25 protein-coding genes are annotated in these 23,128 nt (G+C 72.5%); 13 read left to right on the top strand and 12 right to left on the bottom strand.

The features are described 5' to 3' along the window. Window positions 1-39: 39 nt before the first annotated feature. On the top strand, window positions 40-1,527 hold the full coding sequence (locus ADL05_RS12625) for a long-chain fatty acid--CoA ligase (RefSeq protein ID WP_053617117.1): 1,488 nt from the start codon (window positions 40-42) through the stop codon (window positions 1,525-1,527). A gap of 134 nt (window positions 1,528-1,661) precedes the next feature. Then, complete coding sequence (locus ADL05_RS12620) at window positions 1,662-2,921, top strand: DUF2716 domain-containing protein (RefSeq protein WP_053617116.1); 1,260 nt, start codon at window positions 1,662-1,664, stop codon at window positions 2,919-2,921. A gap of 146 nt (window positions 2,922-3,067) precedes the next feature. On the opposite strand, the gene ADL05_RS30520 is transcribed toward ADL05_RS12620, so the two are convergent. After that, a complete protein-coding gene (locus tag ADL05_RS30520) occupies window positions 3,068-3,211 on the bottom strand; it encodes a hypothetical protein (protein WP_156365827.1) in 144 nt (47 codons plus the stop codon). 138 nt (window positions 3,212-3,349) lie between these two features. Continuing rightward, window positions 3,350-3,925: an ABATE domain-containing protein gene (locus ADL05_RS12615; RefSeq protein ID WP_053617115.1), complete on the bottom strand. Its 576-nt coding sequence runs from the start codon at window positions 3,923-3,925 to the stop codon at window positions 3,350-3,352. A gap of 102 nt (window positions 3,926-4,027) precedes the next feature. Between ADL05_RS12615 and ADL05_RS12610 the strand changes: the two genes are divergently transcribed. Continuing rightward, a complete protein-coding gene (locus tag ADL05_RS12610) occupies window positions 4,028-5,194 on the top strand; it encodes an epoxide hydrolase family protein (RefSeq protein WP_053617114.1) in 1,167 nt (388 codons plus the stop codon). A 212-nt stretch (window positions 5,195-5,406) separates the two neighbouring features. Beyond that, window positions 5,407-6,681: a DUF3500 domain-containing protein gene (locus tag ADL05_RS12605; protein ID WP_082376346.1), complete on the top strand. Its 1,275-nt coding sequence runs from the start codon at window positions 5,407-5,409 to the stop codon at window positions 6,679-6,681. A gap of 207 nt (window positions 6,682-6,888) precedes the next feature. On the opposite strand, the gene ADL05_RS12600 is transcribed toward ADL05_RS12605, so the two are convergent. Further along, complete coding sequence (locus ADL05_RS12600) at window positions 6,889-8,358, bottom strand: glycoside hydrolase family 43 protein (protein ID WP_053617113.1); 1,470 nt, start codon at window positions 8,356-8,358, stop codon at window positions 6,889-6,891. Between the two features lie 151 nt (window positions 8,359-8,509). On the opposite strand from ADL05_RS12600, the gene ADL05_RS12595 reads away from it, so the two are divergent. Further along, window positions 8,510-9,640, top strand: a complete 1,131-nt coding sequence (locus tag ADL05_RS12595; RefSeq protein WP_053617112.1) for a hypothetical protein — start codon at window positions 8,510-8,512, stop codon at window positions 9,638-9,640. Window positions 9,641-9,653: 13 nt separating this feature from the next. Here the strand turns inward: ADL05_RS12595 and ADL05_RS12590 are convergent, their stop codons facing one another. Beyond that, complete coding sequence (locus tag ADL05_RS12590) at window positions 9,654-9,818, bottom strand: hypothetical protein (protein ID WP_197285779.1); 165 nt, start codon at window positions 9,816-9,818, stop codon at window positions 9,654-9,656. Between the two features lie 281 nt (window positions 9,819-10,099). Continuing rightward, on the bottom strand, window positions 10,100-10,861 hold the full coding sequence (locus ADL05_RS12585) for a MerR family transcriptional regulator (RefSeq protein WP_053617111.1): 762 nt from the start codon (window positions 10,859-10,861) through the stop codon (window positions 10,100-10,102). A gap of 214 nt (window positions 10,862-11,075) precedes the next feature. Here ADL05_RS12585 and ADL05_RS12580 point away from each other — a divergent pair, with 214 nt between their 5' ends. From ADL05_RS12580 to ADL05_RS31120, 4 genes are all read left to right on the top strand, one after another. Then, window positions 11,076-11,729 (top strand): hypothetical protein, encoded by a 654-nt coding sequence (locus tag ADL05_RS12580; protein ID WP_053617110.1) that lies wholly within the window; start codon window positions 11,076-11,078, stop codon window positions 11,727-11,729. Window positions 11,730-11,770: 41 nt separating this feature from the next. Next, window positions 11,771-12,388 carry a stage II sporulation protein M gene (locus ADL05_RS12575; RefSeq protein ID WP_053617150.1) on the top strand — a complete coding sequence of 206 codons (618 nt, stop codon included), beginning with the start codon at window positions 11,771-11,773 and terminating at the stop codon, window positions 12,386-12,388. Between the two features lie 255 nt (window positions 12,389-12,643). After that, window positions 12,644-14,116: a PEP/pyruvate-binding domain-containing protein gene (locus tag ADL05_RS12570; protein ID WP_053617109.1), complete on the top strand. Its 1,473-nt coding sequence runs from the start codon at window positions 12,644-12,646 to the stop codon at window positions 14,114-14,116. Beyond that, complete coding sequence (locus tag ADL05_RS31120; RefSeq protein WP_231640721.1) at window positions 14,113-14,271, top strand: PEP-utilizing enzyme; 159 nt, start codon at window positions 14,113-14,115, stop codon at window positions 14,269-14,271. Before ADL05_RS12570 ends, ADL05_RS31120 begins: the two co-directional genes overlap by 4 nt. A gap of 142 nt (window positions 14,272-14,413) precedes the next feature. Here ADL05_RS31120 and ADL05_RS12565 read toward each other — a convergent pair whose 3' ends face one another. Further along, window positions 14,414-15,031 (bottom strand): TetR/AcrR family transcriptional regulator, encoded by a 618-nt coding sequence (locus ADL05_RS12565; protein ID WP_053617149.1) that lies wholly within the window; start codon window positions 15,029-15,031, stop codon window positions 14,414-14,416. A gap of 81 nt (window positions 15,032-15,112) precedes the next feature. On the opposite strand from ADL05_RS12565, the gene ADL05_RS12560 reads away from it, so the two are divergent. The 4 genes from ADL05_RS12560 to ADL05_RS12545 all read left to right on the top strand — a co-directional run bounded on the left by ADL05_RS12560 (window position 15,113) and on the right by ADL05_RS12545 (window position 17,952). Further along, on the top strand, window positions 15,113-15,862 hold the full coding sequence (locus ADL05_RS12560) for an SDR family NAD(P)-dependent oxidoreductase (RefSeq protein ID WP_053617148.1): 750 nt from the start codon (window positions 15,113-15,115) through the stop codon (window positions 15,860-15,862). Window positions 15,863-16,190: 328 nt separating this feature from the next. Next, window positions 16,191-16,403, top strand: coding sequence for a hypothetical protein (locus ADL05_RS12555; RefSeq protein WP_053617108.1), 213 nt, complete (start codon window positions 16,191-16,193; stop codon window positions 16,401-16,403). Window positions 16,404-16,495: 92 nt separating this feature from the next. Continuing rightward, window positions 16,496-17,062 (top strand): MauE/DoxX family redox-associated membrane protein, encoded by a 567-nt coding sequence (locus ADL05_RS12550; protein WP_053617107.1) that lies wholly within the window; start codon window positions 16,496-16,498, stop codon window positions 17,060-17,062. Between the two features lie 275 nt (window positions 17,063-17,337). Beyond that, window positions 17,338-17,952: a hypothetical protein gene (locus tag ADL05_RS12545; protein ID WP_053617106.1), complete on the top strand. Its 615-nt coding sequence runs from the start codon at window positions 17,338-17,340 to the stop codon at window positions 17,950-17,952. Here the strand turns inward: ADL05_RS12545 and ADL05_RS12540 are convergent. From ADL05_RS12540 to ADL05_RS12520, 6 genes are all read right to left on the bottom strand, one after another. Continuing rightward, on the bottom strand, window positions 17,949-18,443 hold the full coding sequence (locus ADL05_RS12540) for a S26 family signal peptidase (RefSeq protein WP_197285777.1): 495 nt from the start codon (window positions 18,441-18,443) through the stop codon (window positions 17,949-17,951). The genes ADL05_RS12545 and ADL05_RS12540 overlap by 4 nt on opposite strands. Window positions 18,444-18,445: 2 nt before the next feature. Beyond that, window positions 18,446-18,991, bottom strand: coding sequence for an ATP-binding cassette domain-containing protein (locus ADL05_RS31755; RefSeq protein WP_231640720.1), 546 nt, complete (start codon window positions 18,989-18,991; stop codon window positions 18,446-18,448). Window position 18,992: 1 nt separating this feature from the next. Further along, a complete protein-coding gene (locus ADL05_RS12535) occupies window positions 18,993-20,360 on the bottom strand; it encodes an ABC transporter ATP-binding protein (RefSeq protein WP_231640719.1) in 1,368 nt (455 codons plus the stop codon). Further along, entirely contained in the window at window positions 20,353-20,898 is a 546-nt protein-coding gene (locus ADL05_RS12530) for a redoxin family protein (protein ID WP_053617104.1), read from the bottom strand. The genes ADL05_RS12535 and ADL05_RS12530 overlap by 8 nt, the downstream gene beginning before the upstream one ends. Window positions 20,899-21,306: 408 nt before the next feature. Then, on the bottom strand, window positions 21,307-22,122 hold the full coding sequence (locus tag ADL05_RS12525) for a SigB/SigF/SigG family RNA polymerase sigma factor (protein WP_231640718.1): 816 nt from the start codon (window positions 22,120-22,122) through the stop codon (window positions 21,307-21,309). 444 nt (window positions 22,123-22,566) lie between these two features. After that, window positions 22,567-23,094: a hypothetical protein gene (locus tag ADL05_RS12520; protein ID WP_053617102.1), complete on the bottom strand. Its 528-nt coding sequence runs from the start codon at window positions 23,092-23,094 to the stop codon at window positions 22,567-22,569. Between the last annotated feature and the right edge of the window lie 34 nt (window positions 23,095-23,128).

Below are 23,128 nucleotides of genomic sequence, written 5' to 3'. Positions count from 1 at the left end.
CCGTTCCCGGGCCCCGCCCACCTCACTCCTGGAGGCGCCGTGCAGTTGAGCGTCGCGACCATCCTGCGGGACTCCGCAGCCCGCTACCCCGACCGGACCGCGGTCGTCGAAGACGGGGTGCGCATCGGCTACGCCGCGCTGTGGCGCCAGGTGCTGGGCTTCGCCGCGGTGCTGCGGGGGCGCGGCGTCGGTCCGGGCGACCGCGTCGCCGTGCTGCTGCCCAACACCGCCGACTTCCCGCGCGCCTACTACGCCGTGCTGGCGGCCGGCGGGACCGTCGTTCCGGTGCACGCGCTGCTGGTCGAGGAGGAGGTCGAGTACGTCCTGCGCCACAGCGGCTGCGTGGCCGTGGTCAGCGGCGGCCCGCTGCGGACGGTGGCCGACGCCGCCGCCGCGCGGGTCGGGGTCGAGGTGCTGGAGGTGGGCACCGGGGACGATCCGCTGCCGTACGCCGAGCCCCGGCAGCCGGAGGACACCGCGGCGATCCTCTACACCAGCGGCACCACCGGCAGGCCGAAGGGCGCCCGGCTCACCCACCTCAACCTGGTCATGAACGCCACCGTCTGCGCCCAGGACCTGCTCGGGCTCACCGGCGACGACGTGGTGCTGGGCTGCCTGCCCCTGTTCCACAGCTACGGCCAGTCCTGCGCCATGAACACCACCCTGCGGGCCGGAGCGACCCTGGTCCTGACCCCGCGCTTCACCGGCCCGGGCGCGCTGGAGCTGATGGCCGAGGAGGGGGTCACCGTGTTCATGGGCGTGCCGACCATGTACCACGCGCTCACCGAGGCCGCGGACGCCGGTGCGCGGCCTCTTCCCACCACGTTGCGGGCCGCCGTCTCCGGTGGTGCGGCGCTGCCCGTGGCGCTGCTGGAGCGTTTCGAGACCGCCTTCGACACCACGGTCCTGGAGGGCTACGGGCTCACCGAGACCTCCCCCGCGGCGACCTTCAACCAGCACACCACCGGCCGCCGCCCCGGCACGGTCGGCCACCCCGTGTGGGGCGTGGAGGTGGCGATCGCCGACGCCGGCGAGGAGAAGCGGATCGCGCTGCTGCCGGACGGCGAGGTGGGCGAGGTGGTGGTGCGCGGCCACAATGTCTTCGCGGGCTACCTCGACGACCCCGTGGCCACGGCCGCCGCCGTCGTCGACGGCTGGTTCCGGACCGGCGACCTCGGCGTCCGGGACGCCGACGGCTTCCTCGGCATCGTCGACCGCAAGAAGGACCTCATCATCCGCGGCGGCTTCAACGTCTACCCGCGCGAGGTGGAGGAGGTGCTGGCCCGGCATCCGGCCATCGCCCAGGTCTCCGTGGTCGGGCTCCCGGACGAGGCCCGCGGCGAGGAGATCTGCGCCGCCGTGGTGCTGCGGCCGGGCGCGGCGGCCACCCCCGAGGAGATCGCCGACTGGGCGCGGGAGCGGCTCGGCCGGCACAAGTACCCGCGTGTGGTCCGGCTGCTCACCGAGCTGCCGCTCGGCCCCAGCGGCAAGATCCTCAAACGCGAACTCCGGGAGGCCTGCGCGTGACCTCCCACGGCCGCCCGGAGGCCCCGGGTCCGCGTTCTGCGGCGTGACCCGCGCCCCCACCGGTCACGCCTCGGCCTGTCACGATGGAGCGTTCCGCCTCCAGCAGCGACACGGCACCGAACGGGAGCACGACCATGGACGCCCGCGATCTGCTGGCCGACTACGACGCGCACCTGCGCGCCCACGTCCCCGAGCCGCCGCCGGTCGGAGCGGTCGTGCAGCGCGACGGGCCGCTGGTGAGCGTCCACTACGGCACCCACGCGGTGGTCGATCACGCCGACACCACCGGAGCTGACGTGACCGGCCTCGTCCGGCGCCGGCAGGAGGAGGCCCACAGGAGGTCCGAACCGGTCGAGTGGCGTGTCCACTCGCACGACAGTCAGGGCCTTGCCGGGGCTCTGCGCGCGGCCGGGTTCGCGCCCGGCTGGGAGCGCTCGGTGCTGGTCGCCCCGCTGGGCGCCGTCCCCGACGTGGCTCCGCCGCCGCACCACACCCTTCTCACCGGGCGTGACCACGGCGACGACCAGGCCGCGCTTCTGGCCGAGGAGAGCGCACCGCACCGACGCCCGCTCTCCGAGATGCGGGCGGACGGGACCCAGTTAGAGGAACTCGATCTGAAGCTGGTCCGGGACGGCACCGTCAGGGCGGTTGCCTGGTTCCACCTCCTCAAGGGAACCCCGTTCGTCGCGGTGGAGGGGATGACCTCTCCCTGGCCCGCTCTGCTCAGCGCCATGACGGAGTGGACCCGGCCGACCCTGCCCCGCATCTGGGGATGGTGCGGCGCCGGAACCCGATTCGTCGTGGCCGAGGCCGACGGTGACCTGCGACGGATGTACCTCGGTGCGGGTTTCCAGGAGGTGACGACCGTCCGCTCCCACCACTGGTCCCCGCCGGGCGCCCCGGCCACGGAACGGCCGGTACGGCAGCTCTTCTCCGAACCCGAGTACGACGACCTCTGGGACCGCTTCTACGAAAGGTTCTCCTTCGCGCCCAGTGTCAAGGTCCACCCGGGCATCCGTGAACCCGAGGCATCGGCCACCTGGTTCCTGGACGGCCCCGGGCCCGCATTGGATCAGGTCATCGTCCCCGCACTGCTCACACTCGCCCGCACCGGAGAGTCCCTGTACTGGCTGGACTGGAACCACGTGGGCTTCCGCTTCGATCCGCGCCGCGTCGGCGGCCCCGGCCGCCCCGACGTGCCGGGCCAGGTCTTCCCCGACGGGGACTACTACGTCTACACGACTCCCGACCTGCGGCTGGGAACGTTCGGACACCCTTGGGAGAACACGTTGTGCGTGTTCGGCCGGGACCTGCTCGACCGAGTCGAGGACGGCGTCACCGCGCTTTTGGGAGAACCCGCACGGAGGGGCGGCCGGAACACGCGACGCGTGTGAACCTTCGGCTCCGACTCCCGAGAGCGGAGACCAACGGCCTGCCCCCCGGGGCTGGGCTTCGCGGGACTCCCGCGCCGACGAAGCGGTGCGCCCCCGACCGCGCCGGGCATGGGCGCGAGGGGCGCGATCGTGTGGTCGCCCCGGCCTCAGCCGTGGTCGGGGGCCATCGAGACGACGACATTTCCGACCTTGGTGCGGCTCCGCTCGACGTGGGCGATCGCCTCCAGCGTCCGCTCGAACGGGGACGTCCGGTCGATGACCCGGGCGGAGCGGCCCGCCGTCGTCGCCACCGTGGCGCCCAGGTGCTCGGCGAGCTTGCGGAGGCGGTCGCCGAGGACGGCCGGTCCGATGTGCCGGTGGAAGCCATCGGCCCGTGGACGACAACGGGAGTTCCGGGATCGGCCGCCGTGGACGTGTCGACGCGGCGATCACTCCGCCGATGCGCGCTTCCTGCGCTGGTTGGCGTGGAAGCGCGCCTTCTTCTGGCGGTTCCCGCACGTGTTCATGTCGCACCACTTGCGGGTGCGGCTCCGGCTCGTGTCGAAGAAGGCGGCTCGGCAGGTCGGTGATGCGCACAGGGCCAGCCTTCCGTCCCGCTCGCCCGCGATGACGCTGATCGCGTCGGCGGCGATCACGCTGAGAGCGTCCTCCAAGGCGGAAGCCGAGCCGAGCCGCCACCGCCGCCGGCCCTCGGGCGTCAGGACCGCCGCGGCCCGCCCCTGGGCGCTGCGGTCGTTGATGACGTGGACGGCGGCGGCCGGGAGGGCGTCCTGGACCGCGGCCGCCGTCGCGGCGGCGTGGACCGACTCCCTCAGCTCCCGCGCGAGGTCGAGCTGGGCGGTGGTGCAGGAGTCCACGTCGAGGCCGTGCACCGCCAGCCAGTCGATCAGTCGCTGCGGCGTGGGAATGCGCTCCACGGCGTCGCCGCGACGCTCCGTCAGAGTCGCCGTGAAGCTGGTCGCCAGCACGCTGCCGAGGCGGAATTCGGGGAACTCAGTGCGCATGGAACCACCATAGCCGGTTGCGCTCGGATATGGCGGCCTGCTAGAACCGTCTTAGCCGGTTCGCGTTGATCATGGCCGGTTCCGCGATGGCCAGGAGGTCCCATGTCCCGTCCGACCGTGCACGCGTTCGAGGCCCACGCACCCGACGCCGACCTCGACGATCTGCGCGCGCGACTGGCCGCGGCGCGGCTACCGGAGGCGGAGACCGTCCATGGCGCCGATCCCGGCCCCCGCCGATGGGACCAGGGCGTTCCGCTCGCCGACCTCGTCGAGGTCGTGGACTACTGGCGTACCGGCTACGACTGGCGGGCGTTCGAGGAGGGCCTGAACCGCATCGGCCAGTTCCGCACGACCATCGACGGCCTGGGCATCCACTTCCTGCACCGCCGATCCGCGCGCGCGGACGCCACTCCGCTGATCGTGACGCACGGCTGGCCGGGCAGCATCGCCGAGTTCACCGACGTCGTGGACGAACTGGCCGATCCCGAGGACGCGGACGCCCCGGCGTTCCACGTCGTGGCCCCCTCGCTGCCGGGCTTCGGCTACAGCGACAAGCCGGCCGCCACCGGGTGGGGAGTGGAGAGGATCGCGGCCGCGTGGGTGGAACTCATGGGAAGGCTCGGGTACGGCCGGTTCCTGGCCCACGGCGGCGACTGGGGAAGCAACGTCACCACGGTTCTGGGCGGCAGGTTCCCGGCGCACGTTCTCGGCATCCACACAGCGGTGGGGCACGCGCCGCCCGGGTTGAGCACGGACGTGCTCACGCCGGTCGAGCGCGCGTGGGCCGAGGAGACCCGCGACTTCTGGAGTCGGCGCGCGGCGTACGCGAAGCAGCAGGCGACCCGGCCGCAGACCATCGGCTACGCGCTCGTCGACTCGCCGGTCGGGCTGCTCGCCTGGATCCTCGACAAGTTCGCCGAGTGGTCGGACACCGAGGACAGCCCGTTCGAGACGATCTCCAGAGACCGGATCCTCGACAACGTCACCCTGTACTGGCTGACGCGGACCGGAGCGTCGTCGGCGCGGATCTACCACGAGAGCCACGACTCGCTCGATCCCGAACTGCGGGTCGACGTGCCGTCCGCGATCACGACCTATCCCCGCGACATCGAGAAGTACCCGCGTGTCTGGGCGCAGGAGCGGTACCGCCGGATCGTCCGATGGAGGGCGCCCGAATCCGGGGGGCACTTCCCGTCGCTGGAGGTCCCCGCGTTCTTCGTCGAGGACCTGCGGGAGGGCCTGGCCGCGGTGCTGGCCGCCCATCGGTGAACGCGGCCCGGCGTCCGATCACCCCGCGGACGGACGGGTTCGACAGCGCTCCAGGCGCCCCGCGGAACCTCCCGGACGGCATCCGTGTCCGGAGGACGACCAGGCCGACGGTCACGACACCCGACGACCGGACCCGCCCGCCGACGCCATTCCTACACCGCTCTCACCCTGTACACGGGAAACACCAAGACTCCTTCCCTACCTTCGTCCTCATGACGAACAGCAACGATCAGGACAACGTGCGCGCCCGGCACCGACCGACACGCAAGAGGACCGTGGGCATCGCGGCGGCCCTGCTGATGGCGGCCCTCGTGTTCACCGGGTGCGCCGCCACGGGCACCAGCGCCTCGGGGGCGTCCACCACCACGTCGTCGGCGTCGGAGTCCGCGACGACGGCGGAGGCCTCCGAGTCCACGACCAGCGAGGAGACGATCACCGGCACCGCCGCCGCGGCCGAGGACTTCATGGCGACGCTGTCGGACGAACAGCGTGAACAGCTGCTCCACGCCTACGACGACGAGTCCAAGACCACGTCGTGGTCGAACTTCCCGGTCACCTTCGTCGACCGGGCCGGGCTGAACCTCGACGACCTGGACGACGAGCAGCGGGCCGCGGCCATGCGGGTCCTCGAAGCGCTGTTGAGCGAGGAGGGGTACGAGACCGCCACCGGCATCATGGGCGGTGACGAGTTCCTCCTGGAGAACAGCTCCAGCACCGAGGACTCCCTTGGCCAGTACTACATCGCCTTCTTCGGCGACCCGTCCGACTCCGGCGCGTGGCAGGTCCAGTTCGGCGGCCACCACCTCGGGCTGAACGCCACGCTGGACGGCACCGACGACTCGATCACGTTCGCGCCCACGCACCTGGGCCTCCAGCCCGCCGTCTACACCGACGAGGAGGGCGACGAGGTCGAGCCGCTCTCGGGCATGTACGAGTCGGCCTTCGCCTTCTACGACAGCCTGACCGACGAACAGCGGGCCGAGCTGTACCAGGGATCGGACGTCGCGAACCTCACCTGCGCGCCCGGCGGCACCTGCGACTACCCGACGGGGACCGGCCTCGCCGGCGCGGACCTGACCGACGAGCAGAAGCAGCTGCTGCTCGACGTGATCGCCAACTGGGTGGGGCTGTCGGACGAGGAGACCACGGCCGAGGCGCTGGCCGAGGTCGAGGCGACACTCGACGAGACCTATGTGAACTGGTCGGGAGCGACCGAGTACGACATGTCCGAGGGCGACGGCGTCTACTTCCAGATCTCCGGGCCGAACGCCTACATCGAGTTCTCCAACCAGCAGGGGTCGGCGGGCGCCGACGTGGACGGGTACACCACGTCGGGGTGGGGGCACATCCACACCATCTACCGCGACCCGAGCAACGACTACGCCAACAGCGTCACGCAGCAGGAGGCGTCCGGCATGAACGGCGGCCCCGGCGCGGGCGGGGCTCCCTCCGGCGGCCAGGAAGGCAGCCCGCCCGGGGACGGCTGACCCGCGGCGAGCCGCACCGGTGACAGGCGTGCCCGTCGACCCGACCGCACCGCGGTGCGCGACGGTCGGCGGGCACGCCGCCGTCGTCGTCGGGGCGGACAGCGGGCACGCCGCCGCCGTCCGGGGCGGGTGCCGTCCGCTCCCAGCCCCTCCCCCGCCCCGCGCCGCTCCGGCGAGGTGCACCGGCGGGCCGTCCGATACGCCGGGTCAGTCCGCGCCCCGGTACTCGACGAAACGCACACCGATCTCCCCCGAGGCGCAGCTCACCCCGACCATGCGACCGGTGAACCCACCGGCGACCTCGGTCGACAGGTAACGCCCGTCCAGCCGGGCCAGCTCGGTGGTTCCCCGCGGGGTACGGACCGCGGCGACGATCACGTCCGGACCCCGTTCACGGCTGTACTGGGGCGCCGTCGGCTCGACCACCCGCAGTTCCAGCACCGTGTCCGCGGACGCCGGGGCCTCCCCGAGCACGGTGGTGAGCGGCCCGGCGCGCGCGACGGCGCGTATCCGCCCACCGTCGACCTCCAGGGCGACCCGGTGACCGGGATCGATACGGATCTCCAGGGCGCCCGCGCCCCCGTCCGCGTCGATTCCGGCCCGGACGACCACGGTCCTGTGCTCCTGGCGGCGGCCGACGAACACCCGCCCGGTTCCGCCAGAGGCCATCCGCCACCGGTCCCGCGACCACCGCAGCACCTGGTCGGGGAAGACACCGGCACCGACCCAGTCCGGGCCCAGGGCCCCCTCGCCCAGGGCCGCCCGCACCGGCGGCCGTGCCCGCGGTTCGACCGGTCCCGCGACCACGGGCCATCCGTCCCGCCAGACCACGTCGGCGGCGAACGTCTCCCGTCCCAGCACGTGCCACCCCGGGAAGGAACCCGAGGGACGCACGCCCAGGAACACCATCGCCCAGGATCCGTCGAGCCGTTCGACCAGGTCGGCATGGCCGGTGTTCTGGACCGGCTCCGGCGTGCCCCTGGCGGTCAGCAGGGGAGGGTGCGGACAGGCCTCGAACGGGCCCGTCGGCGAGGGCCCGCGGGCGATGGTCACGGCGTGCCCGGGACCCGTTCCGCCCTCGGCGACCATCAGGTACCACCACCGCCCGACCCGGTAGAGGTGCGGCCCCTCCGGATCCCTGCCTCCGGTGCCGCTCCACAGCGGGCGCGGTTCGGACCGCAGCCCGCCAGTGGCCGGGTCAAGGACGGCCTGGAAAATTCCATCGTCCGACCAGGTGAGAAGGCATCTGCCGTCCTCGTCCCACGCGAGGTCCGGGTCGATCCCGCCCGCGCCGCGGATCCGGACCGGGTCGGACCACGGGCCGGTGGGGTCGGTCGCCGTCATCAGCAGGTGGCCGGGGCCGTCGGAGACGTTGGTCGTCACCAGGAAGAAGGTGCCGTCGTGGTGGCGCAGGGTCGGGGCGTAGACGCCCGCGGACGGCGCGGCGCCGGTGAGCGCCAGCTGCGCGGGCCGGTCCATCACCGAACCGATCCGCTCCCAGGTCACGAGGTCGCGGGAGCGGAACAGCGGGACCCCCGGCGCGTACTCGAAACTCGAACACGCCAGGTAGAACACGTCGTCGACCCGGCAGACCGTGGGGTCCGGGTGGAAGCCGCCGAGAACGGGGCGCGTCGGCAGGACGCCGTCCGTGGGGGGAACTGCCTCAGGATCGGTCACCCCACGAGTGTGGCACGCCCGCCGCCGACTCCGCCTGCCGTGCCGACTTCCGGCCCGCCCTCAGAACTCGAAGGCCCTGGCGGCCGGAAACCGTTTACCGCAGGGTGGCGTCTCATCCCCGTACGAGCCGCCCCGGACGGAGACCGCACCCATGGCCACCCCCTCGCCCGCGCCCTTGCCGCCCACCCTGGCGCAGTCGCTCGCCCTCCTCTGGGGAGAGGTCCCGCGCCGCCCCGGAACCCTCTTCGCGGTCACGACGGTGCCGATCCTCCTGGGTTGGCTCGCGGTCGCCGCGGTCCGGGCGGCCCTGTTGTCCTCCGGCCGATGGGAGAACGGGACGATCACCTTCGGCTCCTGGCTCGATCTGGTTCCGGGTCAGGGGTTCCTGGCCGTGCTCGCCTTCAGCGGGATGCCCGTCGCCTACGCCCTCGCCGCCGTCCTCGTCATCCCCCACCGGGTCGGCCCCCGCACACGTCCGGTCGCCCTCCGCGCGGCTCTGGCCGTGGTCGGGGGCCGCTGGCCCCTCCTCGTCGGCTGGTGGTTCCTCATCGGCTTCTTCGCCGTCCTGTTCATCTCCGGATACTCCTTGTTCTGGACGGAGCAGGTCTGGACAGGAGTGTCCGATGAGGAGGAGTTCCTCGACCTGCTGCTGGCGGTGGCGGGTCTCCTCGTCCTGCCCGTCGCCCTGGCCCTGGGCTTCCCCTTGATCCCGGTCGCCCTGATCGAGGCCCGTCCCCTGGCGAACCGGGAAGCCACGTATCGCGCGAGGGAACTGTCCTCCGGCCGCCGGTTCGCGGAGTTCGGTTGCTTCCTCCTGGCGGTCGGCCTGCTCGTGTTCCCGAGCGCGGTCGCGGCCCGCGTCGCCGACCTCCCGGCGGACACCGTCGACGGCATCGCCCTCGGGATGGTGACGCAGGGGCTCCTCCTCGGGCTGGTCGCCCCGTTCGCCGTGGTGACGCTGCTCGCGCCGCTCCTGCTCCCGGGCGGGGACGCCCTGCGGGTGAGCGGGGATCTGCGGAAGGCCAGGCCCGGAGAGAGCCGTCACGTGGCCACGGGAGCGTTCGCGGCCGTCGTCCTCGTCGCGTCACCGCTGGCGGGCGGCTATCTGACGTGGACCGTGCTGACCGGAGTTCCCGTGGTCTCGACCCTCCCGACGCGCGAGTTGCCGGGGCGGATCGAGCCGTTGTCAGACGGTTCGGGGTACGCGGGCATCGGCTCGGACGGGGACGGGGGCTCGGGCCACACGGACACCGGCACGGACCCGCTCGTCCTGTCCGCCTGACGCGGGCCGAGGGTCAGGGTCGGGCGGCCAGCGCCTCGACCTCGAACAGCACGTCGGGCGCGGCCAGGCTCGCGACACCGATGAGGGTCTGCACCGGCGGATTCGTGCCCCACGCCTCCCGCACGGCCCCCGTGATCGGTCCGAGCTTGCTGACGTCGTGGTCCCGGGCCCCGCTCATGCCCGCGAATACCGCGTAGCAACCCGACGACGTTCCCGTCGATCTGTCGTCGACCGCTCCAGGCGTCGAACATGCGCGAGACGTCATCGAAGTTCAGCGCGATCTCGTCGGTCACCACTCCGTGTCGGTCCACCCACGCGGCCTGCTCCGAGGGATCGGCGGCGACCACCGCCAGTGCGTCGACGAGCGGGTGCCGCCGGGTGGCGGGTGCGTTGCCGTCCATCCACTCATGGTGGCGGACACGCCGATGCCGCGCCACGGGCTCCGCGTCCGCCGCTCCGTCATCCTCCCCGTTCCGAGTCGGTGCGCTCGGCCGTGTCCGCGGCCGGGGCCTCCTCGGCCAGGAAGTCGGTCAACCGCTTGAGGACACGCAACTGTGCCGGGTTGTAGAGCTGCACCATCGCCTCGGCCATCGTCTGCGCGGCGTGCTTCGGGCCGCGTGGCGCGTCCGCCGCGAGGTCGGCCGCCCGCGGCCTCCTCTCGCGGGTCCTGACGACGACGGGCCACATGCGCGCGGCGAGGTGCTCGATCGCGGCCTCGTCCGCGTCGGGGGGAAGGGCCTCGAACTCCTCCTCCGTCTCGTCGCCCTCGCTGATCAGCTCACGGAACTCCTCCATGGACTCCTCACTGAGCACGCTGGAGTAGACCATCAGCAGGGACCGCTGCCGGTCGGAGAGGTCGCGGGAGACGGGGGCGAAGGCCGGTGGAACGTACGCCGGAGCGCGATGGCGCAGGATGACGGCCAGTTCGGCCCGCACACGGTTGAGCCGGTCGACCGTCGCCGCCAGCTCCGCGTCCAGCACCCGGATCGCCTCGTCCGGGTCCTCGTCCGCCCGCCCCATCGCCGCCACCTCCGACAGCGGCACTCCCAGGTCGCTCAAGCGCTTGATCTGCAGCAGTCGGACCAGGTGGGGGACCTCGTACTGCTTGTACCCGTTGGCCGTCCGCTCCGGCACGTCCAGCACCCCGATCTGGTGGTAGTACCGGACGGCCTTGACCGTCGTCCCGGCGAGTTCGGCGACCTGCTGAGTACTCCACGCCACGCGATGCGTCCTTCCGCCCTTGACCGCACGTGGTCCCGCCCACGCACGGGACCAGTCCACACCCTGCCCCGGGGGCACGGTCAAGCGGTGGCGCCGGGCCGGTCAGGCGCTTGACTCTGCCCCGAGGGCAGCCTTTGGAATGGCGGTCAGCGCCGGCCGCGGACCTGTTCCGGCTCGGCGCCGACCACCTTCCCCACCGGACACGGAGCCCTCAGTGAAGGATCGCAAGCAGCGCGCGGCCGCGCGGCGGATCAGGAGCGGGAACGGTCGTCCACTGAAGCCCTTCCGCTCGTGGCAGCCGCTCTCCCGCGCCCTGTTCCGCCTGGCCCTGACGCACGACGACGGACGCCGGGCGGTCTACGCCGTCGACGTCCCCTACTGGCAGCAGATCCTGACCGAGGACGGCAGGGGCAGGGCCCATCTCTACCTCGACGGCAGGCACCACTTCCGGTCCGCGCTCCCGGCGGCCTTCCCCGTGCCGGGAGGAGTGATCGAGGTGGACGCTACGGCCTTCGGGCTCAAGCGCTGCCACTACGTGACCGATGGAGGAGCCGAGCACCGACTCGTCCCGGACGAGCGCTCGGCCGAGGGGCGCCGGGCCCGCCTCGAACGCGATCACCCGGCGCTGAGCCGCTGGATCGGTGTGCTGTCGTTGCTCCTGCTCCTCGTTCCGATCCTTCTCGTCGTCCCGCAGATCGTCGAGGCGGTCTCGCACGTGCCCCCGCTGGCGGAGCGCTTCGGCACCTTCACCTCGCCCGTCGGCCTGCCGCTGTGGCTCAACACGGCGCTCGGGCTCTGCGCGTCGACGGCCAGCGTGGAGCGCGCCACACGCCTGCGCTGGAACGCGCTGCTCGACGGCAACAGTTGACCGGCCACCGCACCACCCGTCCCGACCACGGAGAGACCAGCATGCGCCACCTTCGCCAGCCGTTCCGGATCATCCGCGCGCACCTGCGCGCCTACCTCGTGATGAACGCGCTCATCTACGCCCTGTTCCTCACCGGCATGGGAGCGGCACTGCTCTTCCCCGAACTGAACGCCGCCCACCTCGCCGCCCAGCAGGAGGACGGGACAGCCGATCTGGTGGTGTCGCTGCTCGACGACGTCTGGCTGTTCAGCCTGACGATCCTCGCTGTCAACGTACTGACGGTCGCCGTGCTGACGATCCTGCTGCCATCGATGATCGTGCCCTTCCTCGGCATCGCCGTCTTCCTGTACCGGGCGTTCGGCTTCGGTGTGGCCCTTGCTCCGGTCGACGAGACCACGGCGCTGATCCTGATCCCGCACTCCCTGACGATCCTCATCGAGTTCCAGGCCTACGCCCTGGTCATGCTCGCCGCCTACGTCCTCGGAAGGGCGTGGCTGCGGCCCGGCACGGTCGGCGCGCCCAGCCGGCGGCAGGGGTACCTGCGCGGGCTGGGTCAGGCCGCGTGGCTGGGCCTGCCCGCACTGGTGCTGTTCGTCGTCGGTGCGGTCTACGAGGCCTTCGAGATCATCTACCTCGTTCCCCCGCTGCTGGCGAGGTGACGACGGCGCGCCGTGAGGAGACGGTGCCGCACCGGTCGGAGGCCGAGTGGGTCGCGGCCGGAATCGGGGGCCGTACCAGGCGCGGCCTGGTGTGATTCCTGCTCGCGGGCGGGACGCGGGGAAGGGTTTCCGGTCGCCTCCTGCCACTTTCACTTTATAGCAGATTCCCGCCTCTCATGAGAAATCGAAACGTGCTGCATACTGCTGCTTCGCGAACCGAATCGGTGAATGATGGGGGCAACGGAATTGCGCTATGTGATCGATTTCGCGCATATCGACGCGGCGAATGTCGCAGAGGTCGGCGGAAAGGGTGCGGCGCTGGGAGAACTCGCGCGGATCGACGGTGTCCGCGTGCCGAACGGCTTCTGTGTCACGACGGACGCCTTCCGCCGGATGGTCGGCGCGGTGCCGCCGATCGGCGCCCTCCTGGACCGGCTCGCGCGCGTGGCGGCGGAGGACCGCGCCGCGATCCGTGCCCTGAGCGCCGAGGTCCGCCGCGCCGTCGAGGACGTCGCGGTGCACGACGCCCTCGCGGCGCAGGTCGGCGAAGCGCTCACCCGGCTCGGGGCGGACGGCGCCTGCGCGGTGCGCTCCAGCGCGACCGCCGAGGACCTGCCGACGGCCTCCTTCGCAGGCCAGCAGGACTCGTACCTGAACGTCACGGGGCCGGACGCGGTCCTGCGGCACGTGCGGCTGTGCTGGGCGTCGCTGTTCACCGAGCGGGCGGTCACCTATCGCGTCCGCAACGGCTTCGACCACCGCGGGATCGGCATGGCCGTGGTCGTCCAGCGGATGGTGTTCCCGGACGCGGCCGGGACCATGTTCACCGCCGACCCGGTGACCTCGAACCGCGGGACCGTCACCGTGGAGGCCGGTTGGGGGCTCGGCGAGGCACTCGTCTCCGGCCGGGTCTGCGGCGACGTCTACACGGTGCGCGACGGCCGGGTCGTCTCCACGGCGATCGCCGACAAGACCCTGGTCGCGCTGGCCTCGCCCGGGGGCGGCGTCCAGGAGGCACCGGTCGAGCCCGAGCTCCGGACGCGGCCGGCCCTGACAGCGGCGCAGGCCGTGCGGCTGGCGCGTCTGGGACGGAGCGTCGAAGCGCACTTCGGCCGACCGCAGGACATCGAGTGGTGCCGGGTCGGCGACGACTTCCACGTCGTCCAGAGCCGGCCGATCACCACCCTCTTTCCGATCCCCCCGTCCGAGGACGGGGAGAACCACGTCTACGTCTCCGTGGGCCACCAGCAGATGATGACCGACGCGATGAAACCGCTGGGGCTCTCCTTCTGGCAGATGACGACCCCGCGCCGGATGCACGAGGCGGGCGGGCGGCTGTTCGTCGACGTCGCGCCCCTCCTGGCGACGTCCGCGGGCCGCGCGGGCCTCATGGAGGCCCTGGGCGGCTCCGACCCGCTCCTCGGGGACGCGATGCGGACCGTCCTCGACCGTGACGGCTTCGTCCGCACGGACGACGACGCGCCGGGAACACCGGACGCCTCCACCTCCCCACCGACCGGTACCGCGCCCGCCGGTGAGCCGCCCGCCGGTACCGCGCCAGCCGCCCCGCCCGCCCCGGTCGACGCCGACCCCGCCCTCGTCCACGAGCTGATCCGGGCCGGAGAGGCGTCCGTCGCCACCCTGCGGAGCCGGATCCGGGACCTGTCCGGCCCGCCTACACCGACCCCAGCTGGACCCCGCTGTTCGTCACCGTCGCCGGCCTGGTGACGGAGGTGGGCGGGCTCGTGACGCACGGGGCGGTGATCGCCCGGGAGTACGGCCTGCCCGCCGTCGTGGGTGTGGAGCAGGCCACCCGCAGGATCCGGGACGGCCAGCGCGTCCGCGTGCACGGCACCGACGGCTACGTCGAGATCCTCGGCTGAACCGCCGCCTCGGGCCCCGGGACCGCCGGAAGGCGGTGCCGGGGCCCGCCGTACGGAACCGGGTGCTCCCGTCCGGTGTGCGGGCCGCCGGGAGGTCGGCGGCCCGGTTCGAGCGCGCCTCGGCGAGCCGTCCTGGCGGTCGTCACCCACCGGTGGCCGGTGGCCAGTTGCGCAGGACGGTGTCGGCCACCTGCTGGAGGTCGTCGCGGGCGACGCCGCTCGCCGCCTGGACGGAGATGCCGTAGACGAGGGACGTGACGTACCGGGAGAGCCGGTCCGGGTCGGTTCCGGGCGGCAGGTCGCCCTCGGCCACGGCGCGCCGGAACCGGTCGGCGACACGCGACCCGGCGTCGTTGCGCCAGGCGATCAGCACGTCGCGGGCCCGGTGCCCCGGGTCACCGGTGGCCAGGGCGCCCTGGACACCCAGGCACCCCGCCGGGCAGCCGGGGCGGGTGGTGGCCCGGACCGCGCCGTTGAGGAGGCCGGCGGCCACGGCGCGGGCGGTCGGTTCCTCCAGAGCCCTGGCCACGTAGCCGCCCGGCCCCTCGCTGTAGCGGTCGAGGGCCCTGCGGAACAGCTCCTCCTTGTTGCCGAAGGCCGCGTACATGCTCGTGCGGGTGATGCCCATGGCCCGCGTCAGGTCGGTGAGGGTGGCGCCCTCGTAGCCCTGCCGCCAGAAGACGACCAGCGCTCGTTCGAGGGCCTCCTCGGCGTCGAATCCCCTGGGCCGACCCGCCCGCGCCTTCCGTCCGTCGTCCATGCGGACCAGCATACCAATTCTGTACCGTACGATACTCAATGAGTATCGAACCGATCGGTACAGAATGAGGAAGGCATGGACATGGGGCAGTTCGAAGGAAGGACCGCCGTGGTCACCGGCGGAAGCACCGGCATCGGCCTGGCGACCGCCCGGCGGTTGGCGGAGGAGGGCGCGCACGTGTTCGTCAGCGGCCGGCGCAAGGCCGAGCTGGACGCGGCCGTCGAGACCATCGGCCCCGCGGCGACCGGCGTCCAGGGCGACATCGCGGACCCCGCCGACCTGGACCGGCTGTTCACCGCGGTCCGCGAGCACGGGCGGGGACTCGACGTGCTGTTCGCGAACGCCGCCGTCGCCTCGTTCGCGACGCTGGAGCACGTCACCGAGGAGCACCTCGACCAGATCCTCGGGATCAACGTCCGGGGCACGCTCTACACCGTGCAGAAGGCGCTGCCGCTGCTGAACGAGGGCGCCTCGGTGGTGCTGACCGGATCGACCACCGGTGTCACCGGCGACGAGGCGTTCGGCGTCTACGCGGCGTCCAAGGCGGCCGTCCGCTCGTTCACCCGCACCTGGGCGAACGAGCTCAAGGGCCGGGGCATCCGGGTCAACAGCGTCGCCCCCGGCCCCGTCGACACCCCCGGGCTCACCGGCCTCGCCCCCGAGGAGATCGGGGCGGCCGACTTCACGGCCCACCTCGCCGGGACGGTCCCGCTGGGCCGGTTGGGCCGCCCGGAGGAGGTCGCCGAGGCGGTGCTCTTCCTCGCCTCACCGCGGAGCAGCTTCGTCACCGGCGCCGAACTCGCCGTCGACGGCGGCGCCAACCAGATCTGAGCCGGAAAGCGAGCGGAAACGAGGCAGGGGCCGGGGCCGCCACGGGGCCCCGGCCCCTGCGCGACAGGAAGGTCTTCGGGGGCACACCGTGACGACCGGCCGCGACGCGACCGGCGCCCGGCCCGCGACCCACCGCCCACATCGACCTGGTCCGGATCGCCCGGCGGAGCAAGGTCTCCGCAAGGAACGTTCATGGTCGTCCTGACACGGTGTTCCGACACCGCACAGCGGTCGGACACCGGCCCGGGCCGGATGACGGAGTGTTCGCGCCGTCGGCGCTCCGGGACCCGTCCGATCGTTCCCGGCGACACCAGAGATGGAGTTCCCCATGGACACCAGCCCCCTCGCCCGCCTCGGCGACCGGATCCTGGAGCGCCTCGCTCCGAAGGCCGCCGCCGCGGCGGCCCGGTGCTACTACCAGTACCGGTGCGTCTACCGCACGTCCACCTGCGTCAACCGGGAGTCCCGGCAGCGCCGTCGGGTCTGCCACGACAGCGGCGAGATCTACTACGGCTCCTGGGTGACCGTCGGCTGCTGCTGACCCGCCCACCGACCCGCCTCTCCCCCGCGGCACCGCGGCGGTAGCGGGGACACGTCCGCCGCCGTCATGCCGCCGCGAAGGGATCCGGCCCGTTGCTCACCATCACCGCCTTCTTCCTCCAGGCGGCGGTCGCCGGGGTCTTCCTCGCGTCCGGCCTGTCCAAGGTCCGCGGCGGGGACCACCAGGAAACCTGGTCGGTCCTCGCCGCGCGCCTGCCCCTGGGCCGCTTCCCCGTCCGCGCCGCGTCCCACACCCACATCGGCACCGAGATCGCGGTCGGCGCCGCCCTGCTCGCCGGAGCGTGGGCGCGGATCCCCGCCCTGGCCGCGGCCACCCTGCTGCTGGCCGCGTTCACCCTGCTGGCCCTGTACTCGGCGCGCGCCGACCACGCCGTTCCCTGCTCCTGTTTCGGCACGTCCCGGGCCGATCTGGGATGGCCCCACGTGTGGCGCAACCTGGCCCTGACCGGCCTGTCGGGGACCGGGCTGGTCTGCGCGGTCGCGGTCGGGTCGGAGCTGCCCGCCTCGTTCGCGGGGGCGGCCCTGGCCGTGGCCGGCGCGCTCGCGGTCACCGCCGTGACCTCCTTCTTCGACGACCTGGTCGAGCTCTTCCGCCCTCTCCCGGCGAGCGCTCCGCGCGGGCGGCCGTCCCGTCGGTAGCGGTCGGCGCCCGGCCGCCGCCCTGTCACCGGCGGTCACCCGCGACTGACACAATGCCAGCCATGTCCTTCCCCTCCCCTCCCCCACACGAGCCCGCCCAGAACGCTGGGCCCGGGCAGCCGGGACCGGCTCCCCAGCCCGCCACCGGCGCCCCGCAGCCGCAGCCGCAGCCGCAGAACGCCGACGCGCGGTACCACGCGTACGCCCCCCATCCGCACGCACAGGCTCCGTATCCGCAGCCGCACTTTCCGTACCCGCACGTCCCTCCCCGGCCCGTGCCCGTCATCGACGGGAAGGAACTGCGCCCCCGCGCACGCTGGTACTGGGTCGGCGGGCTCACCATCCTGGTCGGTACGCTGACCGCCGGCCTCGTCTTCCTCGGCCTCCTCTTCTCCGCGACCGCGGAGCCGGAGTTGATCGCCGAGTTCCAGGGCGGCGACAGCGCCACCTTCCAGGTCGATGAGGGGCAGGAAGGCCACTGGGGCCTGTACGTCGAGGGCGACGCCAACCGCTACGCGTGCGAACTCGACACACCCTCGGGCCCCGGGAGCGGGAACGACAACCTGGACACGGCGCCGTTCTCCTACAGCGGCATGGCCTACGACAGCTGGCGGCTCACCGCCGAGCTGTCCACACCCGAACCCGGTGAGTACGTCCTGCGCTGCGACGACGTCCACCCGGGCACCTACGGGATCGGCACCCTCGAACAGGTCGCGTCCGCCGAGACCAAGCTCATCACCGGTACCCTGGTCCTGGTCATCCTCGGGCCGCTGAGCGTCATCGCCGGTGTGGCCACCCTCATCGTCACCGGCGTCCGGCGCTCCTCGGACCGCGCCCGGCTGGTGCGGGAGCGGATGCGGACCGCCGCCTCGCCGCAGTCCACTCCCTAGCTGCGAGCGGGGACGCCGTGCTCCTCCCGACCGGGTCGGGGCGCGATCCGGCGCACGACGAGCCCGCGCACGCCGTCGACGCGGACCGGCCCCCACACCCGTGAGTCGACGCTCTGGTCGGCGTTGTCGCCGAGCAGGACCATCGACGCCGACGGAACCGTGGTGCCGCCGTCCTGCGCGGCGACGGCGTCGGGCATCGGGTCCCCCGGCAGGGCGGCCACGCGCTTGACCACCATGGCGGGCCGCACGGACCCGGGTGGCGGGCGGTCGTCGTCGTGCAGGGGTCCGCCGAAGACGATCACGTCGCCCACGCGCAGAGCCTCGGCCCGGCCTCGGCGCACGAGGACCCGGTCGCCGTCCCTGAACGCCGGGGCCATGCTCTCCCCGATCACGTCCACCACCAGCCACGTGCGCCGCAGCCACAGCAGCCCGGCCCCGCCCGCCACCGCCAGGGCGGTCGCGCCGGACAGCACCACGAAGGTCGCCGACACCGTCACCCCTCCCCCGCCTGGACCGGGACGGCCTCCTCGGAGTCCTGGTAGCCGCGCGCCTGGATTCTGTACAGGTGGGCGTACAGGCCGTCCTCCGCGAGGAGCTGGTCGTGGCCGCCCACCTCCGTCACCCGGCCCGCGTCCAGGACCGCGATCCGGTCCGCCTCGCGTACCGTGCCGAGCCGGTGGGAGATGAGCAGGCTCGTGCGACCCCGCCGGTGGGCGCGCAGCCCCGTGTGGATCTCGTGCTCGGCCTCGGCGTCCAGACCGGAGCTGGGCTCGTCCAGGATGAGCAGGTCCCGCTGCCCGCGCAGGTAGGCGCGGGCCAGCGCCAGGCGCTGCCACTGCCCGCCGGACAGGGGCACACCGAGCTGTGCGTCGTCCTCCTCGTCGGAGACGTCGAAGAACATGCGCGTCAGCAGGGTGTCGTAGCCGCGCGGCAGGCTCTCGACGATGGGGGCGGCGCCGGCGTTCTCGGCCGCGGCGCGGACCAGGTCCCGCCCGCCGTCGGAGTCCGACGCGGGGGCGGCGCCGGTGAGGACGTCCACGTCACCGAGCCCGATGGAGCCCGATGTTCTCGGCCGCCGTCAGGTCGTACTCCATGTAGTCCTGGAACACCGCGCCGATCCGGCGGCGCAGCTCGGCCGGATCCATGTCCCTCAGGTCCACCCCGTCCCACAGGACCGCCCCGCGGTCGGGATCGTACATCCGGCACAGCAGCTTCACGAACGTGCTCTTGCCCGCCCCGTTGCGCCCCACCAGCCCCAGCGACTCCCCGTGCGGGATCACCAGATCGACGTCGCGCAGGACCCAGGGATGTTCGGGCGAGTAGCGGAACCACACCCCCCGGAACTCGATGCCCTTGCGCAGCGCCGGGACCGGCCGGGGACGCGCCGGGACGGGGAGGTCGGGTCCGGTGCCGACGACCTTGAGGTAGTGGTCGAACATCAGGAGCTGGTTGTGGGCGAAGGTGATGTCCTGCACCAGTTGGGTGAGAGCCCCCTGCACCCCGCCCACGGCGGCGACGAACAGGGTCAGGTCGCCCACCGTGAGCCTGCCCTCCACCGCGGCAAGGACGGCCCACACCAGTCCGCCGCCCGCCACCACGGCGGACAGGACCCCCAGGAGGGTCTGCGCCGACAGCCCCCGCTGGTCCATCCGCCGGTTCTGGGCGTTGGACTCGCGCCGGTCGTCTGCCATCCGCCCGCGCAGATAGGGCCCGGCCCCGAACAGTCGGACCTCCTTGGCGGCCTGCACGTTGGACAGCAGGTCGCGGAAGAAGAACTCTCGCCGCTCGACGGGCCCCAGGTTCCACGCCATCCCGGCCCGCGCTCTGGACAGGCGCAGCTCCACGAAGAGTGCGGGCAGGGCGGCGATGAGCACCACCAGCGCCATCACCGGGCTGATCACCAGCAGGGAGACCAGGAACCCGCCGATGGTCACGAGGGCGCCGATCACGGAGAAGACCGACGAGGTCACACTGGTGGGCGTCTCGCCGCCCGACTGGTGCGCCAGCCGGATCCGGTCCAGGAACGCGGGGTCCTCGAAGCGGGCGAGTCCGGTGAACCGCTCCACCGCCGAGAACAGGCGGTCCTGGGAGAGCAGGCCGACGCGTCGGGACATCTCGTCGACGATGTACCGGGACGCGAACGGGGCCACGGTCGCCACGAGCCCGGTGGCGGCCAGGCCCAGGCCGAGGCCGAGCACGTACCCGGCGGCGGGCTCGCCCGTGATGGCGTCGAGGACCGACTTCGTCAGCCACGCGGCCACGACCGGCGACACGGCCTGGATCAGGGTGAGCAGGGCGAAGGCGACCGGCAGGTACCACCCCGTGCTCCACGCCAGGGCCAGGGCCGCGGCCACACCGCGCAGCGACGTCCGGACTCCGGCGGCCCCGGGCTCGGCCGACTCAGACATCGGCCGTGTCCTCCAGGTCCCGAACCTCGACTCCGCTGGCCAGGACACGGCCGTCGGCGTCCACGCGGGCGATGGCCGGGAAGGCCTGCACCCCCAGGGCCCGGGCCAGGGGACCGTCGTCGGCCTCGTGGACCACGCGGGCGACGGGTGTCAGCCGCTCGATCTCACCGGCCGACTCCTCCGGCCCGCCGACGACGAGGGCCAGGACCCCGTCCCTGCCCCCGGGGGTGTTCTTCGCCAGGTCCACGAAGTGGGGCATCTGCTGTTCACAGCCGTGACAGCCCGGGGAGAAGACGCCGATCAGGGTCTGTCCGGCCAGGCCGTCACGGGTGAGCACCGTGCCGTCCACCGCCTCGGCGGAGTAGTCCCCGACCCGCGCACCGGCGGGGAGCATGGCATCGGGGAAGGCCTCCGCTCCGCCGGCGTCGCCGATGAGCGCGGTGTGCTCCCTCAACCGCCGGATCACGGCGACGGTGAGCAGGAGGTTGAGCAGGCACAGTCCGGTGAGGAGGACGACGGCGACGGTGAGGACGGTCATGGGGGTGGGCACTCCTCGGGGTGGTGGACGGGGCCGAGGCGGGAGGCCGTCCGTGGGAGGGAACGGCAGGACCGCGCCGTGCACGCTACGGAGGCCGCCTTGCCGGGATCTTGCACGGACCTTGGGTGCGGGGTCCGTTCCAGCACCCTGTTCCACTCCGAGGCGGCGTGTCGGTGCCTGAACGCCGACGGGAGGAGCCGGCCCGCCGGGCCCGGCCCGCAGAACCAGGTGGACACCTCACCTGCCCGAACGGGTAGAGGAGCGTTTCCCCGACATGCCTACCGGGGCCGGTGTGCGCCCGGCGTGCGGCCGGCTCGGCCCGTCGCGGCCAGTGCGGTCCGCCGTTCGACCGGGCGGCGCGGGCCGGTGCGTCGTGATTCGTGCCGTGTCATCGGACGGCCGCCTCCCTCAGGCCGGGCTCCCGGACGAGGGCTCCGTGCCCACCTCGTCGCGCAGCCGCTCCAGGACCGCTCGGAGCATCCGGGACACGTGCATCTGGGAGTAGCCGAGACGGGCCGCGATCTCCTGCTGGGTGCGCTCGTCGAAGAAGCGCAGTCGGAGGAGGTCGCGTTCGCGCTCGGAGAGGCGGGCCAGGGCCGGTCGGAGCGACTCGCGCTCGATCACCAGTCGCAGCCGGTCGTCCTCGTCCCCGAGTTGGTCCTCCAACGGGGTGTGGCCGTCGCCCTGGGGGTCGGCGGAGCCCGGCGCGTCCAGCGACAGGGACCGATAGGCGCCCGAGACCTGCACGAGTTCGCTCGTCTCCGCCTCGGACAGGTCCATTCTCGCGGCGAGTTCGGCGATCGTCGGAGTGCGGGCGTGCTCCTGTTCGAATTCACCGACGGAACGCCGCAGGCGCGCGCGGTTCTCCTGGTGCCGTCTCGGCACCCTGAGGGCCCAGGTGTGGTCGCGGAAATGGCGTTTGACCTCACCGGTGACGGTGGGCAGCAGATAGGAGACGAAGGATCCGCCGCGGTCGGGATCGAACCCGGCGATGGCCTTGACCAGTCCGACCATGGCGGTCTGGCACAGATCGTCCAGGGGTTCACCCCGGCCTCCGTAACGGCGCGCGATCTTGCCGACCAGCGGCTCGTAGAGCTTGACGATCCGTTCGCGCAGCTCCGTGGCCCACGGATCATCCTCGGACAACCGCGCGAGTTCGGACAGGAGTTCCTCCGCCGAGGCGTCCGGCGCCGTCTCCGGAGTCCGCGGCCCGGGAACCGTCACGATCTGGTCGGGTGAAACGCGGGATGAACGTGCTTCGTTGCTGGTAACGGACAACAGAGGACCCCCGTGCTCTGTCGCGTGCACTCATTCGCGGATGTGATCAGGGCGTTCACGGCGAACGCGCATTCTGTGGCAGCCGCCACACCATCCGATATAGCGATATACGCTCACAGCGCCCATGAATCAGGAACACTTACCAAAACACCTGATGATTGGCAATAGAGGGACTTGGCCCACTTCATTCCGTCACCGACGCTACCACGGCGGCACAAGCCGCCTTCCCCCGATCCGACACGAAGTACAACGTTTACTTCTCCTTTCCAAGGCAATGAATATTCCTCGCCCGGAATCGGATTGTCAGAAAGCGCGCGTGCTCGCGGCGGGACGTCCTCTCCGTCCGCCGGTGCGCCGCGCAGGGCGCGTGCCCACCGCCGCCCGGCCGCGTCAGGACGAAGGCCGTCCCGCTCGCTCCGGGTGGATCGGCGCGTCCCCGACCGCCGCCAGCAGTTCGATGGGGAACTCCCGGTCCTGCTGCCCCACGGTCAGGGAGACCCATCGGCCCGCGTCCGGCCGCCGCCACAGGAGCATGGTGCTGCTCACCATGCACAGCCCGCTGATCGGTTCAGGGACCGGCTCCTGCTCCCCTGGTTCCCGGAGACCGAAGGGGTCGACGAGCGGCTGCTCGTCCAGCGCGCTGTGCGGGTACGGGGTCAGATCGATCGGTTCGGGCTCACCCCACCGCGCCGTGAGCACCGCCGCGAGTCCCCGCAAGGCGGCGTCGATCTCCGCCTCGGCCGCCTCGACGGCCTCCTCGTCGGCGTCGTCCCAGAAGTCCCGGCTCGCCCGTAGGACGCGCACGTGGAAGCCCGGGCCGCTGCGCCGGTCCTCCGAGGTCTCCTCCACCGGGGGGAAGGGGAGGGCGAGAAGGTCGAGCAGGTCGTCGACCTCGGCTTCCCCCTCCTGCGTCGTCACGGCAGGAGACTAGCAAGCCGGGGCGGACCGCGGA

Source organism: Nocardiopsis sp. NRRL B-16309, from assembly GCF_001279585.1.
Taxonomy (GTDB): domain Bacteria; phylum Actinomycetota; class Actinomycetes; order Streptosporangiales; family Streptosporangiaceae; genus Nocardiopsis.
The sequence above is the reverse complement of the archived record's forward strand: the minus strand, read 5'-3'. Positions and strand labels throughout refer to the sequence as shown.